This is a genomic window from Lysobacterales bacterium (assembly GCA_014946745.1).
Classification (GTDB): domain Bacteria; phylum Pseudomonadota; class Gammaproteobacteria; order Xanthomonadales; family Xanthomonadaceae; genus Aquimonas.
This window is the reverse complement of the sequence record JADCRD010000001.1, coordinates 2,005,007-2,020,721: the sequence shown is the minus strand read 5'-3', so window position 1 is coordinate 2,020,721 and position 15,715 is coordinate 2,005,007. Positions and strand designations below refer to the sequence as shown.

10 protein-coding genes are annotated in these 15,715 nt (G+C 69.4%); 8 read left to right on the top strand and 2 right to left on the bottom strand.

Annotation, left to right across the window (positions count from 1 at the left end):
* The first annotated feature begins 128 nt into the window (after window positions 1-128).
* From H4O13_07770 to H4O13_07755, 4 genes are all read left to right on the top strand, one after another.
* Window positions 129-1,472 carry a HAMP domain-containing protein gene (locus tag H4O13_07770; protein ID MBE5315284.1) on the top strand — a complete coding sequence of 448 codons (1,344 nt, stop codon included), beginning with the start codon at window positions 129-131 and terminating at the stop codon, window positions 1,470-1,472.
* A 10-nt stretch (window positions 1,473-1,482) separates the two neighbouring features.
* Complete coding sequence (locus H4O13_07765; GenBank protein MBE5315283.1) at window positions 1,483-2,145, top strand: response regulator transcription factor; 663 nt, start codon at window positions 1,483-1,485, stop codon at window positions 2,143-2,145.
* A 117-nt stretch (window positions 2,146-2,262) separates the two neighbouring features.
* Entirely contained in the window at window positions 2,263-3,432 is a 1,170-nt protein-coding gene (locus H4O13_07760) for a hypothetical protein (GenBank protein MBE5315282.1), read from the top strand.
* A 25-nt stretch (window positions 3,433-3,457) separates the two neighbouring features.
* On the top strand, window positions 3,458-5,491 hold the full coding sequence (locus H4O13_07755; protein ID MBE5315281.1) for a response regulator: 2,034 nt from the start codon (window positions 3,458-3,460) through the stop codon (window positions 5,489-5,491).
* 19 nt (window positions 5,492-5,510) lie between these two features.
* Here H4O13_07755 and metF read toward each other — a convergent pair whose 3' ends face one another.
* Window positions 5,511-6,335, bottom strand: a complete 825-nt coding sequence (gene metF, locus H4O13_07750; protein MBE5315280.1) for a methylenetetrahydrofolate reductase [NAD(P)H] — start codon at window positions 6,333-6,335, stop codon at window positions 5,511-5,513.
* A 427-nt stretch (window positions 6,336-6,762) separates the two neighbouring features.
* Here metF and H4O13_07745 point away from each other — a divergent pair, with 427 nt between their 5' ends.
* The 4 genes from H4O13_07745 to H4O13_07730 all read left to right on the top strand — a co-directional run bounded on the left by H4O13_07745 (window position 6,763) and on the right by H4O13_07730 (window position 11,192).
* A complete protein-coding gene (locus tag H4O13_07745; GenBank protein ID MBE5315279.1) occupies window positions 6,763-6,981 on the top strand; it encodes a hemin uptake protein HemP in 219 nt (72 codons plus the stop codon).
* Between the two features lie 146 nt (window positions 6,982-7,127).
* Window positions 7,128-9,434 (top strand): TonB-dependent hemoglobin/transferrin/lactoferrin family receptor, encoded by a 2,307-nt coding sequence (locus tag H4O13_07740; GenBank protein ID MBE5315278.1) that lies wholly within the window; start codon window positions 7,128-7,130, stop codon window positions 9,432-9,434.
* Window positions 9,435-9,475: 41 nt separating this feature from the next.
* Window positions 9,476-10,000: a hypothetical protein gene (locus H4O13_07735; GenBank protein MBE5315277.1), complete on the top strand. Its 525-nt coding sequence runs from the start codon at window positions 9,476-9,478 to the stop codon at window positions 9,998-10,000.
* A gap of 289 nt (window positions 10,001-10,289) precedes the next feature.
* A complete protein-coding gene (locus H4O13_07730) occupies window positions 10,290-11,192 on the top strand; it encodes a hypothetical protein (protein MBE5315276.1) in 903 nt (300 codons plus the stop codon).
* A gap of 152 nt (window positions 11,193-11,344) precedes the next feature.
* Here H4O13_07730 and pulA read toward each other — a convergent pair whose 3' ends face one another.
* Complete coding sequence (pulA, locus tag H4O13_07725; protein ID MBE5315275.1) at window positions 11,345-15,565, bottom strand: pullulanase-type alpha-1,6-glucosidase; 4,221 nt, start codon at window positions 15,563-15,565, stop codon at window positions 11,345-11,347.
* Window positions 15,566-15,715 lie beyond the last annotated feature (150 nt).

Here is a 15,715-nt window from a genome sequence, read left to right as displayed (position 1 = left end):
CCACCGACAGCCGCACATCCACCGCAAGGTGGAGCACGGGCTCCGGCACACGCGAGCGGCTATGCTTGCGCGCCTCCGGCCGGCGCGCCGCTGGGGCGTCTTGATGCACACGGGGGAAGAGAGTGCTCGTGAACGGACTTCGTCTGCAGCTGGCGCTGTTCTATGTGCTGCTGTCGCTGCCGGCCCTGCTGCTGATCGAGCGCGTGGTGTTCGGCTGGAAGTTCGAGCACATGCTGCAGCAGCTCGACGATGGCCGCGTCGATGCACTGCTGGCGCAGGAGGCCCGAGTGCTCGCGCGCGAGTTGCGGCAGCCGGATGAGCTCGACGCCGAGCGTCTGCGTCTGCGTCTTGAGAACCTGGTGCTGCGCCTGGAGCGGCCGCGCGAGAGCCTGGGAACCTCGGCTGCCTTCGTCCTGCTTGAGCTGACGCCGCATCCGTTTGAAGCTGCGCTGCGGCTGCCGAACGCAGCGCCAGTGCAGGCAGGCGCTGCGCCCAGCCTGGGCCCGTCCTGGGTGCGACGGCACTGGCGTCAGGCCTTTGCGGCGCCTGGCGGCGAGGCCGAACTCGTGCTTGAACTCGCGGTGCCCAGCCCGTGGCGGGCCTCGCTGGAGACGCTCAGCTTCGAGTGGCGGCTGGCTGTGGCCTACCTGCTGGTGTTCCTGCTGGGCTCGGCCGCGTTTCTGCGATGGCGCGTCCTGCAGCGGGTCTCGCGCATGGCCGACGCCGCCGGCGCATGGGCGCGCGGTGACTTCGGGATGGTGCTGGATGATCGCAGCGGCGACGAGCTGGGGCGCCTGTCGCGGGCGCTGGATCGCATGGCGCTCGATGTGCAGGCCATGGTCGATGCGCGAGCCTCGCTGGCCAGCCTGGAGGAGCGCCAGCGCCTCGCCCGCGACTTGCACGATACGGTCAAGCAGAAGGCCTTCGCGCTGGCGCTGCAGCTGGCCGCTGCCCGCGACAGTGCGGGCTCGCTGAAGGCCGCGCGTTGCCTCGCCGACGCGCAGACCCTGGTGGCCGAGATCCAGGCCGAGCTTGCCCAGCTGCTGCACGAGCGCCGCACTGGTGCGGAGCCCGACGCGGCGCTGTCGGCACGCATGGACCTCGTCCCGGAGCTTGCCCGGCGCATCGACGACTTTGCGCGGCGCAGCGGCCTGCGCTGTGAGCGCGCGCTGCCGACGCGCTGCCCGCTGTCGGTGGAGGTCGCGGAGACCGCCCTGCGCGTGTTCGACGAGGCCGCTTCCAACATCTGGCGCCACGCCGCCGCCAGCGAGGTCCGCATCGCGTTGACGTGGGACGCTGCAGGTTTCGACATGCGCATCGAGGACAACGGTCGCGGCTTCGTGATCGGCGAAGGGCGTGGCATGGGGCTGGACAGCATGCAGGCCCGCGCCCGCGGAATCGGCGCCCGGCTCGAGATCGACAGTCGGCCAGGCGAGGGCACGCGCCTTCGTCTCCATGGAGGCGCGGCGTGAGAGGCGAGCGATGCTGAAGGTTCTGCTGGTGGATGACCACGCCGTGGTCCGACAGGGTCTGCGCGCCTATCTGGAGCTGCAGCCTGACATCGTGGTCTGCGCCGAGGCCGCGGGCGCCGCCTCGGCAGTGGAACAGGCCGCGCGCCATCGTCCGGACGTGGCGGTGGTGGATTGGGTGATGCCGGACGGCGGCGGGCTGGCCGCCACGCGCGGCATCCGCAGCGCCAGCCCGCAGACGCGGGTGCTGGTGCTGACCTCGAATCTGGCAAGTGACGACGTAGCGCCCGCCTTCGAGGCCGGGGCACTGGGCTATCAGCTGAAGGAGATCGGCGGCGATGAGCTGCTGGACAGCCTCTGGCGCGTGGCTCGCGACGAGCGCGTGCTGCACCCCCGGCTGGCCGCGGCGCTGCCGCAGCTGTGCGCAGGGTCTGCGACGCCCGGTGCACGCGTCGATGCGGATCTGCCTTCGCCGCTCGCCGGGCTCAGCGCGCGCGAGCGCGACGTGCTGCTGCTCTTGGCGGACGGTCTGTCGAATACGGCGATTGCCGAGCGTCTGCAGATCGGCGAAGCCACGGTCAAGACCCACGTCGGCAATCTGCTCGGCAAGCTGCAGCTGGCTGACCGCACCCAGGCCGCCGTCTGGGCCTGGCGCCACGGCGTGGCCGGCCGCTGAGGCCGAGCGCAGGCGGTCCTGTCCTCCTCGGTGTTCGCTCGCCTGATCGTTCAGGGCTGGCGAAAGCGCCGCCGTTGGCTGACGATGCACCACCATTTCCCCGCGCCCGGAGCCTTCATGCCTCAGCCCTTCGAGCATCGACTTTTTGCCGGCACCGGTCGCCGGCTTTCGCGGCTGCTGCTGGGCCTCGCGGTTCTGGGCCTTGCGGCCTGCGCGGCAGGCGGCGATCGCCGCCCCGCCGCTGCCCCCGAGCCGACGCCTTTGCCGGCCGGCAATCTGTCGATTCCGGGCGAGGCGACCGGCACCTTGGGCGGTGCGGCCTATCGCTTCGAAGTGCCCGCCGACTGGAATGGCGAGCTGGTGCTCTACCTGCACGGCTACGAGCCGAGCGGCACGCCGCGCAGCTTTCCGCTGCTGCAGGACGACTTCGACCGCTGGCTGCTGGCCAAGGGCTTCGCGGTCGCGCGCAGCGCCTATCGCACGCAGGGCTGGGCGGTGGCCGAGGCCATGGAAGACAACGAGCGTCTGCGACAGCACGTCCTGCGGCAGCTGCCGGGCGTGAAGCACACTTGGCTGATCGGCCAGTCGATGGGCGGGCATCTCGTGCTGGCGACGCTTGAGCGCCACGGTGAGGCGTATGCGGGTGGGCTGTCGCTGTGCGGGGTCAACGCCCCGGCTGAAGAGACGATGCGCGACGGCGTGCTGGCGCCTTTGGTGGTGGCCGAGGCGCTGTTGCCCGGCCTGTTCGGCGAGTTCTCGGGCGGCCTGGCCGATCCGGCTGCGCCGCCGGCGCTCGATGAGGCGCTGATCGAGCGCGCGCTGCTGCGCAATCGCGAGCTGGCCGAACAGATCGGCCAGGCCTTCGGCATCCGTCGCGAGGACCTCGCCGGCGCGCTGCTGCTGCGCTATATCGTGCTAAGCGAGCTGATTCCGCGCAGCGGTGGTTTCCCGCTCGACAACCGCGACGTGCGCTACGCAGAGCGCATCGATGTGCCCGACATTGACAGCCGCGTGCGCCGCTACGCGGCCAACCCGGTCGCAGCCGCCTATCTGCGCCAGAACTTCGAGCTGCAGGGCAAGCCGGATGCGCCTGTGGTGATCCAGTCGAACGTCTACGATCCGATCGTGCCCGAGCCTTTTGCCTCGCGCTATGTCGAACTGGCCGCGTCCGCCGGCCGCAGCGAGCGCGTGCACGTCCAGCCGCCCGATGGCGAAGGCCACTGCGCCTTCGACATCCTGGCGGTGGATCGCGCCTTCCAAACTCTCCGCGACTGGGCGCGACCCTGAATCTTGCCGTTTGGACTCCGCCTTCATGAGCCATGGATCGCCCGCGTACGTCGTCGATGTGTTCGCGCTGCCGGCGGCCGCCGCGCAGTCACTCAGCGCTGCATTCACCCCGTTCGGGTGGCGCTGCCGCACTGTTGAATCGATCGAAAGCTGGCTGGAGTCGCTGAAACAGGACCTGCCGGACATTGTGCTGACGCGCGCGCAGGCGGTGGCGGCGACCGCTGAAGCCTTGGATCGGCTGAGCGTCCAGGATGCGCGCCTGTCGGCGGTGCAGCTGATCGTTCTGGGCGGGCGCGATCAGCGCTTGCCTGCCGAGCTGGCCGGCGCCGATCTGTTTCTTGAAGAGCCCAACGCGCGGGCGGTGGCCCACCGTCTGCGCGACTGGATGCGCGGGCTCGATCGCTCGCCGTTCCGCGTTCTGCTGATCGACGACGACCCCGAGGCGCGGCTGTTTGCGGGCACGGTGTTGCGGCGTGTCGGCATGCAGGTGGAGACGTTCGCGGATGCCGAAGCAGCGCTGCAGCGCGCGCGCGACTGGCGGCCCGATCTGGTGCTGGTCGATCTGTACATGCCGGGCGTCGATGGCCTGGCGATCACCCGCCGCCTGCGCGCCGAAGCCGCCCACCAGCTGCAGATTGTGGTGCTGTCCGGCGAGGAGCGCCCGCAGGCCCGCTACAACGCCCTGCGCCTCGGCGTCGACGATTTTCTGACCAAGCCGGTGCGGCCGCGCGTGCTGATCGCTGCCGTGCGCAGCCGCATCAAGCGCGCGCGCACCTACGCCGAACGTAACGAAGACGATCCATTGCCCACCGGGCCCAGGCTTCGCCGCGGCGAGTTCCTGCAGCGCCTGCGCCAGCGCCAGTCCACGGCTGCGACCGAGTGGCGCGTGCTGTCTGCGCTGCGCGTGGACGGTGCGGCGGCGCTGCGCGAGCAGCTGGGGCTTGGGGGCACCCACGCGCTGGAGCGCGCGCTGGCCGCGCGTATCGAGGCCACGCTGGGCGCCGGCGATGTCTATTGCCTGTGGGAGGAACTGGGCTTCGGTCTGCTGACCGAACGTGCGGAAGCGGACGCCGTGCGCGCCCTGCTGCAGCAGCTGCTGGACGCGGTGGCGGCTGAGCCCTTCGTGCTCGGCGATCAGGCGCTGCGGCTGAGCGTGGCCATCGGCTTCGCGGCACCGCCTCGTCAGCAGGCCGATGCCGATGCCGAGCGCTGGATCGCCAGCGCTTTTGCCGCGGTCAGCATCGCCAGCCAGCTGGGCGGCAATCGTGCGGAGGGCGTGCTCTCCAACGACCCCGACGCGCTGCCGCCGGAGCGCGTGCTGGTCATTCGCCACGCGCTGCAGGACCTCGCTCGCGGCGGCAGCCTGCGCTTCGAGTTCCAACCGCTGCTGCGCCTGCGCGGCGAACGCAGTGCCTATGCGCTGAATGCCCGGCTCCGCGATCTGCGCGCGCCGCTGCAGGGCTATCCGCGGCGCGAGTACCTTTCGATCGCGCGCGAAATGGGGCAGCTCGCCGTGCTCGATCGCATCTGTCTGTTCCATGCCTTCGAGACCTTGGCCGAGCAGCAGCGTCGCGGCGCCTCGTGTTCGCTGCTGGTGCCGGTCGATCTGGCCAGCATTGACGCGCGTCAGCTGGCCTGGTTGGAAGCCGAAGCGCGTCGTCGACCCGACGCCACGGCGGAGCTGCGGCTTGAGCTGGATGCGCAGCAGGTGCTGGCTGAGGGAATGGAGGCAACGCTGCAGCGTCTGATCGACGGCGGTTGGCGGCTGGGCTGCCGCGTGCAGCACTGGGATCTCATCCAGCTGTCGGCGCTGTGCAAGCGGCCGATCCAGCTCCTGCGCGTGGCGCACTCCGTGCTTTTTGGGCTGGCCGCGGCGGAGCTGGGTGCGGCGGTATCGGCCTGGCAGGTGTCCGGCCGCGAGTGGCTTGTGGATGAAGTCGCGGCAGTTGGCGCCGTCAGTGAGCTGTGGGCGGCGGGCGTCGACTATCTGCAGGGGGAAGCGCTGGCAGCGGCTTCGCCGCGGCCGGATTTCGAAGAGGATGCCGTCAGCCCGGACTGATGCCCGCGCCTTCGGGCTGTCAGTTCAAGCGCTCCAGCACCGCCAGCGTCGGCTTCGACAGATTGAGCGAGTAGAAGTGCAGCTCCGGCGCGCCGCCATCGATCAGACGCCGGCACAGCTGGGCCACCGCGTCGGCGCCGAATTCGCGCAGCGCGGCCGCGTCGTCGCCATAGGCCTGCAGACGCTTGGCCATCCAGCGGGGAATCTCGGCGCCGCACATGTCCGAAAAGCGCTTCAGTTGGCTGTAGTTCGAGATCGGCATGATGCCCGGCACGATCGGGATGTCGATGCCCTCGCGACGGACCGCATCCACAAAGGCGAAGTAGGCGTCGGCGTTGTAGAAGTACTGGGTGATCGCGGAGTTGGCGCCGGCCCGCACCTTGGTACAGAAGTGGCGCAGGTCGCTGTGCGCGTCATCGGCCTGCGGATGCACTTCCGGGTACGCCGCGACTTCGATGTGGAAATGGTCGCCGGTTTCCGCGCGAATGAACTCGACCAGCTCGCTGGCGTAGCGGAAGTCGCCGGGCCGGGCCATGCCCGAGGGCAGGTCCCCGCGCAGGGCGACGATTCGCCGGCAGCCCACGGCGCGGTACTGGGCGAGCAGGTCGCGGATCTCGTCGCGGGTGCCGCCCATGCAGGAGAGATGGGGCGCGGCGTCGAGGCCGTGCTCCGCGTGCAGACGGCGCACGGTGTCGGCGGTGTAGGCGAGCGTTGAGCCGCCGGCGCCGAAGGTGACCGACACGAAGCGCGGCGCGTACTCCTTGAGTTTCTCGGCGGTTCGATCGAGCTGGCCGCGCTGCTCGTCGGTCTTGGGCGGGAAGAACTCGAAGGACAGCGAGGGCAGGGCAGGCATGTATCGCTCTATCGCGATGGATGGGGTCGAGATGGTAGCGGCTGGCGCGAGCGGCGGGAAGGCTCCGCAGACCGCCGACGTGCATCTGTTGTCTCTGCGTGTGAACTTGGGCAAGGCCCGAACAACTCCATCCAGGGGTGGCTGAGACGTCGCGAGTCCGGTGCGGGTCCGGATTCGCGACCACGGATCAAGGCCTGGATGGTCTGATCAGCCTCGCCCTCGTTGAACCCTCCAGCGCCAAAGCAGATGCGCGTGCGACACCCGCTCAGGGCGCCGGCCGCGGCGCGGGTGCCTGCGCAAGGCGCACTGCGTGCGAAGGTCCGCCGTATCGAGCGGTAGGCGCAGCGCTTGACTAGCAAACGCGAATCATTATCATCCGCAGCCACGGCGTCCTTCACGCCGCACCGGGAGATCTGCGATGACCTTGAACCCCGCTGTTTCCGATGTCCACGCCAGCCACGAGATCGATGCCAGCGCTGCGGCCCTGCCGTTTCGAAGCACCCTGCACGCCGTCCAGCGCGAGGTGATCGACAGCCACGCGCTGCTGCGCGGTCGGCGTGAGCTGGTGATTCGCCACGGCGAGCACGAGTACCGCCTGCGACTGACCCAGAACGACAAGCTGATTCTCACCAAGTAAGGCGGGTCGAGAGCGCCCGCGCCGTGAGGCGCGGCGCGCCCGCCCGTCATCCGCGCGCTCATCAGCGCACCTCAATACACCCCCCAGTACGCCAGCCAGCGCGACACGCGTAAGCCAGCTCCGACCGTTGAACTTTCGGAGTCCGGATGTCCACCCCGCGTTTGCTTTCGCTCCCTGCTTCCGCGCTGAGCCGCGCGGTGGCGCTTGCGCTGCTCTCACTCACCCTCCCTCTGCCCTCAGAGGCAGTTCCCGGCGCGACCCTGGAGGCCGATGACGCCTCCTTCGATCGTCTGGATCGCGTGGTCGTCTCCGCGACCCTGACCGAGGCCGCAGTGGCCAGCCTGCCCAGCGTGATCAGCGCGATCGATCGCGCCCAGCTGCAGCGCGAGCTGGCGATGAACCTGCGCGACGCCGTGCGCTACGAGCCCGGCGTGTCGGTGCGGTCGAGCTTCGGCCGCTTCGGCCTCGGCGATGTCCGCATTCGCGGACTCGAAGGCAACCGCGTGCTGATCGAGACCGATGGCATTGCCGTGTCCGATGCCTTCGCTATCGGCAGCTTCTCCAGCGCCGGGCGGATCAGCATCGATCCGGCCACGCTGAAGGCCATCGAGATCGTGCGCGGCCCCGGCTCCTCGCTGTATGGCTCGGATGCGCTGGGCGGCGTCGTCGCGCTGCAGACCGTCGATGCCGAAGACCTGGTGCGCCCTGGCGAAACCCGCGGCATCGCACTGCGCATGGGCACCTCGGGCGAGGACTCCGGTGCCTTCGGCGGCAGCTCCGCGGCCTTTGTGGGAGAACGCTGGTCGGGCCTCGCCGTGCTGAATCGTCGCGAGGGTCGCGAGCCGCGCAATCAGGGCGAAGACCGCAGCGATGGCGCCGCGCGCACCCGCTCCAATCCGCAGGACACCGCGCAGAGCAGCCTGCTCGCCAAGCTCGGCTTCGCCCCAGACGCCGACCAGCGCTGGACGCTGACGGTCGAGGGCAACGAGGCGCGCGCCCTCACCGACGTGCGCAGCGCACGTACCACCACATCAGGCTTGGGCCTGCCCGTGCGCGTGCTCGACCTGCAGGGCGATGATCGCCAGACCCGCGCTCGGCTCAGCCTGCGCCATGCCTGGAGCGACCTCGACAGCGCAGTGGCCGACAGCTTGCGCTGGCAGGTCTATCGGCAGGACAGCGAGACCACCCAGCGCACTTTCGAGGAGCGCGTCAGCCTCGCTGCGAGCGGACCCATCAACCCGACCCGCCGCGAGCGCGAGTTCAACTTCGACCAGCGCGTGCACGGCGCCGAGTTCACCGCCCACAAGGCCTTCGCTGTGGGCCGCTTGCGGCACCGCGTCACCTGGGGAGTGGACCTGAGCCTGAGCGACATTCGCCAGAAGCGCGATGGCCGCAGCATCAACCGGCTCACGGGTGCGGTCAGCACCACGATCTCGCCCGATGCGTTTCCGGTGCGCGATTTTCCAGTCACACGCACCACCGCGGCGGGGCTCTACCTGCAGGACGAGATCGAAACGGCGGACGCGGCCTGGCGTTTCATCCCTGGACTGCGCATCGACCACTACGCGCTCGACCCCGAGCGCGATCCGATCTTCGCGGCCGACAATCCGGGTGTGGCGCTGGCGGACGTGCGCGAGACCTCGGTGTCGCCGAAGTTCGGCGCGGTGCGTCGCCTGGGCGAGCGCTACAGCGCCTTCGCCGGCTATGCGCGGGGCTTCCGTTCGCCGCCCTACAACGACGTCAATCTCGGCTTCACCAATCTGCAGTTCGGCTACACGGCGATCCCGAATCCGGACCTGAAGCCCGAGACCTCGGACGGCATCGAACTGGGCCTGCGCCGGCACGATGCCGACTTCTGGTGGACCCTGTCGGGCTACGCCAACCGCTACCGCGACTTCATTGAATCCTTGCGCAGCGTGGGCGTCGACCCCGCGACTGGCCTGCTGGTGTTCCAGTCGCAGAACGTTTCGCGCGCGCGCATCCACGGCCTCGAGCTGAAGGGCGGCTGGGCCCTGGGCAGCGTCTGGCCCTCGCTTGAGAACGTCGAGCTGCGCTTTGCCGCGGCGCACGCCAAAGGCCGAGACACCACGGCGGATCGGCCGCTCAGCTCGGTGGACCCGCTGAGCGGCGTGCTGGGCTTGCGCTGGAGCGGTGCGCGCAGCTCGGTGGAGCTGGCGCTGCGCGGCGCGGATCGCAAGCGGGAAGCGGGCACCGTCGCCGCGACGGGCGGCGCAACGCCCGCCTTCGCTGCGCCCGGCTACGGGGTGTTCGATCTGCTCTACGAATTGGAGTTCGCCGGGCATGCGCGCCTGAACCTCGGCGTCTTCAATCTGGCCGATCGCCGGTACTGGGACTGGGCGGCGGTACCGCAGATCGCGGCCAGCAGCACGGTGCTCGATCGCTACACCGCGCCGGGTCGTTACCTCAGCGCACAGATCGAGCTGAGCTTCTAGCGAACTTGCATTGCGCGCCTGCGGGCGCACGGAGACCTACCATGTTCGACGCATCCGATAACGCAGAGGCCAGCGCGTTCGAAGCCGACGCGCTGAACGCGGCCGCGCTGCGATTGGCCGACTGGGAGTCCAGCCTGATCGCTCTCGGTCCGGTGGTCTGTCTGCATCGACGCGAGGACGCCGAGCGGCTGCGCGAGGACGCGCTGCCTCTGCTCGCCTGGAGTCGCGCGCAGGCGATCAGTGAGGTCGATTCCGATGGCCCGCGCGAAGCCCTGCGCCTGTACGACCTGGAGGGGCAGGCCGCGCTGCAGCTTTGCCTGCTGCCGGACAGCGACTTCCTCGCCTGGGAGCGGCTCACCCAGCGTCTGCCCGTGCGCACTGCGGCGGCGGAACCCCTGTGCCGACCGCCGTGGCTGGCGCGGCTGCTGTGGCGCGCGCGCGTGGGTCGGTTCCTGCGCTGGAACGGGCGTCTGCGCTTCGAGCCCTGGGCGGCGATGTCGCCCTGCGGCGAGCGCAGCGCCGACGCCTGGAGCGCGCGCTGCCGCTGCGGGCCCTGTCAGCGCTGAGCGCATGACGAGGTCTGCGCTCTCCACAGGCCTTGAGCCTGCGGATCGACTTGCCTTCCTGCGGAGACAGCGTCCGCACCGACGTCTTCATCGACGAGGTGGGTTCGGGCGCAAGGTCTTCGCTTTCCTCCATCGCGCGCTCGCCGCGCGCACCGACCGGGAGTCATCGATGAATCCTTGCAGTCACTTCTTCCGACGCGCGTCGAGCGCACTGCTGTGTGTTTTCACGGCCCTGATGCTCAGCGGCTGCGCAGGCATCGAGACGCGTGCCTCGCGCTCGGCACCCGCCATCGCGAGCAGCGCGGCCAAGCCGGAACCTGTTCGCCACGCCGGCTTCGAGAACGATCGGCGCGCCATCCTCGCCATGGCCGGCGAGTTCCGGGTCAACTTCACGTTTCGGGAGACCGTCGCTTTCGAGCCCGGCTACGTGCCCGTCAAGGCCGAGCGCTCTGGTGCGTTCGAGCTGGTCGAAGTGATCGAGGATCGCGGCGACTTCATCTCGCTGCAGCACATCCTGGTGATGGGCGACGAGGACGATCGCCAGGTGATCAAGCACTGGCGCCAGGACTGGCAGTACCAGCCGGTCCAGGTGCTGCGCTATCGCGGCGACCAGCGCTGGGTGCCCGAAGCGGTCGATGCCGAGCGCGCACGCAGCGCGTGGTCGCAGACGGTCTACGAAGTCGACGATGCGCCGCGCTACGGCGGCTTGGGCCACTGGCGCCACAGTGACGGCGAAACGGTGTGGGAGTCCGACTACGGCTGGCGGCCGTTGCCGCGCCGCGAGTACACGACGCGCGAGGACTACCAGCTGATGGGCGCGATCAACCGCCATGTGCTGACCGCGAACGGCTGGGCGCATGAGCAGATCAACACCAAGCTGATCGACGACGGCGAGGGCCGCATCCGTCCGCTGGTGCGCGAGCAGGGCCTCAACACCTACCGTCGCATCGACGATCACGACTTCAGCGCCGGTCGTGAGTACTGGCAGAAGACCCAAGGCTATTGGGCGCAGGTGCGCGCGCTGTTCGACAGCGCGCTGTGGCGCCCGCAGGGCCTGCATCTGAAGGGCACGCTCGACGGTGCACCGCGCTTCGCGCCGAGCTTCGCCCTGGCCGAACGCGTGGCCAAGGGCGAGCGCGTCGATGCGGCGCTGATCGAGACGACGCTGCGCAAGTACTGGAACGAAGGCTGAGGCAGCGGTGGGTCAAGACCCACCCTATGGAGCTCCACCAGCGAGCCCATAAGGTGGGTCTTGACCCACCATGAAGCTCTACCAGCGAGCCCATAGGGTGGGTCTTGACCCACCGTGGCCTCCAATCCGCCCCGGTCCACCGACCGCAGGGCTCAGATCGTCTCGATCAGCACTCCCGCATGCTCGATCAGTGCGCGCGCGGTGGCGGCCTCGATATCGCCGACGAGGCTGGCTGCGATCACGATGCCATTGAAGGCAAGCAGGGTGAGCCGGGCCGAAGTCTCGCGGCCGCCCTCCAGGTGCTGCCCGGCACTGTCGAGCAGGTTCAGCAGGGCCTGCACGCGCGGCGCGCGGATCGCACCGCTGTCGCGCGCGGCGGTCACATCGCCACGCAGCAGGACGAGCTGCTCCAGCGCCGAGCGTGCCTCGACAAACACCGCCGTGGTACGCGCGGCCACTTCGAAGCGCCCGGCGGCGGCGGTGCTGGCGCGCGTGCGCGCATCGGCTGAGCGGCGCAGCTGCGGATGCAGCTGCAGCGTCCGCGCCGCATGCTCAGGCAGCTGCAGCGTCGCGGATTCCGGCCGCACGTTGACCAGCCCTAGGATGCGCTTCCAGCGACGCTCCACCGCGCCCGCCTCGTCGGCCAGTTCGAAGGCGATCAGCCCCGGCAGCTGCTGCGGCCCGGTGTTGTGGAAACGCAGGTGTCGCTTGACCTGCTCGCCGCTGCGCAGGCGGAACAGGCGAGAACCCATGCGGACCTGGCTCATCTCGGTGACATGCCGTAGCGCGGCGTCGAGCTGCGCGCGCTGCGGTCGGCGGCTGACATCGGCCAGGAGCGGACGCAGCAGCGGCCACACGCCCTCGTTCTTCTCGGCCGGCGGCAGGCCGCGACTCCAGCCGTGCCGGTTGCGCGTCCAGTCGATCGCGTTGAACCAGTCGCCGCTGTTGTAGCTGTCGCGGTCGCCTGATTTCGAGCGCAGGATCTCCTGCCCGGCGTGGAAGAAGGGAATGCCCTGGCCCAGCAGCATCAGGCTGTGGCCGAGGTTCTGCACCCGCACGCGCTCGTCGAGCGGGGTGGTGCTGGCGAGCTTCAGCTGCAGCACGTCGAACAGGGTTTCGTTGTCGTGCGCTTCGATGTACTTGATGTGTTCGGCCGGGTCGCCCGTGTAGCCCGCACGCTGTCCGAAGTAGTCGACCTGGTCGGCGCGCACGCGCTGGCCCTGCGCATTCGTGAACTCGAAGTCGGCCAGATCGCCGGCAAGACCAATCCGCGCCAGATCACTCAGATAGAGCAGCTGTGCAAACTCGCCAGCACCACCGCCCTGGAAACCGTTCGGCGCCAGCGCCAGACCCGAGATCAGGCCCTGCTCGCGGATGTCGCCGAAGGGATTGCCGCCGCGGATCGCATCGCGCGAACGATCGCTGAAGGTGCCGATACCGGTACCGGCCAGGTTGGCCTGCGAGGCCTGGATGAAGCGCGCGTTGTTGGCGACCTCGCCGAAGTTCCAGCCCTCGCCGTAGAGGAGGATGCTGCGGCCATCCACGCCGTCGCGCGCCAGCGTCAGCCGGTCGAGCGCGGCGCGCAGCTTCAGCAGATTGTCGCGGCTGTGGTGGGCCATCAGATCGAAGCGGAAACCGTCGACGCGGTAGGCGCGCGCCCAGGTCAGCACCGAGTCGATCATCAGCCGCTCCATCATCGCGTGCTCGCTGGCGGTGTTGGGGCAGCAGCTGCTCTGCTCGACGTAGCCGGCGTTGTTCAGGCGGTGGTAGTAGCCGGGCACCACGCGGTCCAGCACCGACTTCGCATTCTGGCCGGCGGCATTGGTGTGGTTGTAGACCACGTCCATCACCACGCGAAGGCCGGACAGGTTCAGTGCCTGCACCATCTGCCGGAACTCGCGGATGCGCGCCGGGCCGTTGGGGTCGCTGGAGTAGCTGCCCTCGGGCACGGTGTAGTGCCAGGGGTCGTAGCCCCAGTTGAAGCCGTCGGCATCGCGGATGGCGCCGGTCAGCACCTGCTGCTGGTCCGAGCTGGGCGGCAGCGCCTCCAGCTGGGCAAACGGCACCGACTGCTGATCCTGGCGTCGCTCCGGGATGTTGGCCTGATCAAACGCCGGCAGCAGATGCACATGGCTGAAGCCGGCCTTGGCCAGCCTGCGCAGATGCTGCATGCCGTTCGAGGCCGGATGCGCGAAGGCCGCGAAGGTGCCGCGCTGGGCCGCAGGTACGGCCTCATCGGTCCAGCTGAAATCGCGCACGTGCAGTTCATAGAGCATCGTGTCTTCGTGCGCGCGCAGCTCCGGCTTGGGCGTGAGCTTGAACAGCGGCGGCATCAGCGCGGCCTCGTCGAGATCGACGATCTGCGACAGCGCGCTGTCGACCGAAAGGCTGAGGCTGTAGGGATCGGTGACGCGATTGACCTCGATGCGGCGGGTGGTCGGAGCGTAGACCTCGACTTCGAACAGATAGAACTGGCGGTTCCAGTCGCGCGGGCCACTGACGCTCCACACGCCGCTGGCCGCATCGAAGGTCATCGCGTGCCGCGTCGGCGTAGCGCTGGCGTCGCTGCTCGCAAAGCGCAGCAGCTCAACCCGGCGCGCGCTGGGTGCCCACAGGTGGAGGTTGACGGCGTTGCTGGTGATCACCGGGCCCAGCGGGCGATCGGTGCTGTAGAGCGCATCCAGCACGCCGGGGATCTGCACGCCGGTGGCATCCAGCGGGGCATCCGCGGCGCTGCGTGCGGCTAGCGCGATCTGCCCGCGCAGGATCTGCGCAAGCTCCGCCCGCGGCAGCTCCGGCAGGCGCAGGGCACGGTAGCTCGCCAGATGCGGCCAGCGCGCGCGCTGCTCGGCAGTGAGGCCACCGGGCACCAGCGCAAGCGCCGCGCTGCTGCCGCCTTCGACGCCTGCGCCCGTCAAGCGGAGGCTGGCGTCGGCGCTGTAGTGCAGGGCGAAGCGCGCGTCATCGCTGCCGCCATTCCAGGCCAGCGTGCGCGCGTCGATGAAGTGCGCGCGCGACTCCGCAAGGTTGCCGCGCGGCGCCACAGCGCTGCTGGAGATGCTGAGAACCTTGCTGGCGCGATCAAAGCTGAAATACGTCAGCCCGCAGCCTTCGGCGACCTCGAAGGCGATATTGGCGCCGCCGGGCGCGCCACCTGCGCCGTAGTTCTCGCCCCAGCTCTCGTTGATCGCGACCTTGGCTTCGTAGCTGCCCGCCGGCAAGCGGGCCTCGAAGGTGGCGAAGCCATCGTTGTCCGGATCCTGCAGCCAGGCGGCGAGACATTCCGGCTGCCAATCGGCGCTGCAGCCCAGCTCGCTCTGGAAGCTGCCGACGGCCACCGCGATCGGCGTGTTGCGGCTGTCAGTGACCCACTTGGTGCGGTTGGAGAAGTAGAAGCGCAGGGCTTGACCGTCGGCGTTCAGCGCGATGTTGGCGCCGCCCGCTGCGGCACCGGCGCCGTAGTTCACGTCCCAGCTGCCGTTGAGGGCGGCCTTGTACTCGTAGCTGCCGGCCGGCAGCAGGAACTCGCCGCGCCAGACATCGCTGCTGGCAGAGTAGGTGAGGCGCGAGGCGGTGCAGGCGGGCGACCAGTTGTCGCTGCAGCCGAGCGCCTGCTGCAGGCTGCCGGCGATGGTGACGCTGGACGGCTGCGCCGCGGCCGGCGCTGGGGCGATCGTGAGCTGGTTGCTCAGGCCATCGAAACGGAACTCCTGCAGGGCACAGGCCTGACGCACCTCGAACCCGAGGTTGGGTCCACCCTGCACGCCGCCGGCGCCGTAGTTCAGATCCCAGGATTCGTTCATCGCCACCTTGGCTTCGAAGCTGCCGGCGGGCAGCGCTGCAGTGGTGCGATAGACGCCGTCGCGCTCGGGGTCCTCCATCCAGGCGCGCAGGCAGGTGGGGTCCCAGTCGCTGCTGCAACCGATCGCGCGCTGGAAGCTCCCGACCGCGACGGGGATCAGCGAACTCACCGGCTCGGTGATGAAGTTTGTTCCGCTGCGGAAGTAGAACTTCAGGGCAGCGGAGCTTGTGAGGTTCAGCGCGATATTGCCGCCGCCGGGCGCACCACCCGCGCCGAAGTTGCTGTCCCAGCTGCCGTTGAGCGCGACCTTGTACTCGTAGCCGCCGGCGGGCAGCTGGAAGCGGGACTGCCAGACGCCGTCCTCTTCATCGAAGGCCAAATGCGATGCCGCGCAGGGCGGCGACCAGTTTTCGCTGCAGCCGACCGCCTGCTGGAGGCTGCCGACCAGGGTCACGCGCTCGGGCTGCGAGCTCTGGGCGTGCAGTCCAGTGGCGGTGACGAGAGCCAGGCCGAGGGCGGCGGCGAGGGTGGCGACTGAGCGGTGCATACGGGGTGCTAGGAGGATGGGCATGAATGATTCCTGATAAGTGCGCTCAGGCATCCGGTGCCTGCTAGCTCTTGCGATCTTCGGTTGGAAGGGGCGCGGCATCGAGGGTGTTCGGCGCGATAGCCCCTGTCCCTGTGGAGCGGCTCGGCGCCGATCGGCGGCTGCCCGTGGCAG

Bases quoted from the DNA above. Each gene is read 5' to 3' on its own strand.
- H4O13_07765 (MBE5315283.1), top strand. From the start codon at position 1,483: ATGCTGAAGGTTCTGCTGGTGGATGACCACGCCGTGGTCCGACAGGGT.
- H4O13_07760 (MBE5315282.1), top strand. From the start codon at position 2,263: ATGCCTCAGCCCTTCGAGCATCGACTTTTTGCCGGCACCGGTCGCCGG.
- H4O13_07755 (MBE5315281.1), top strand. From the start codon at position 3,458: ATGAGCCATGGATCGCCCGCGTACGTCGTCGATGTGTTCGCGCTGCCG.
- H4O13_07745 (MBE5315279.1), top strand. From the start codon at position 6,763: ATGACCTTGAACCCCGCTGTTTCCGATGTCCACGCCAGCCACGAGATC.
- H4O13_07740 (MBE5315278.1), top strand. From the start codon at position 7,128: ATGTCCACCCCGCGTTTGCTTTCGCTCCCTGCTTCCGCGCTGAGCCGC.
- H4O13_07735 (MBE5315277.1), top strand. From the start codon at position 9,476: ATGTTCGACGCATCCGATAACGCAGAGGCCAGCGCGTTCGAAGCCGAC.
- pulA (MBE5315275.1), bottom strand. From the start codon at position 15,565: ATGCCCATCCTCCTAGCACCCCGTATGCACCGCTCAGTCGCCACCCTC.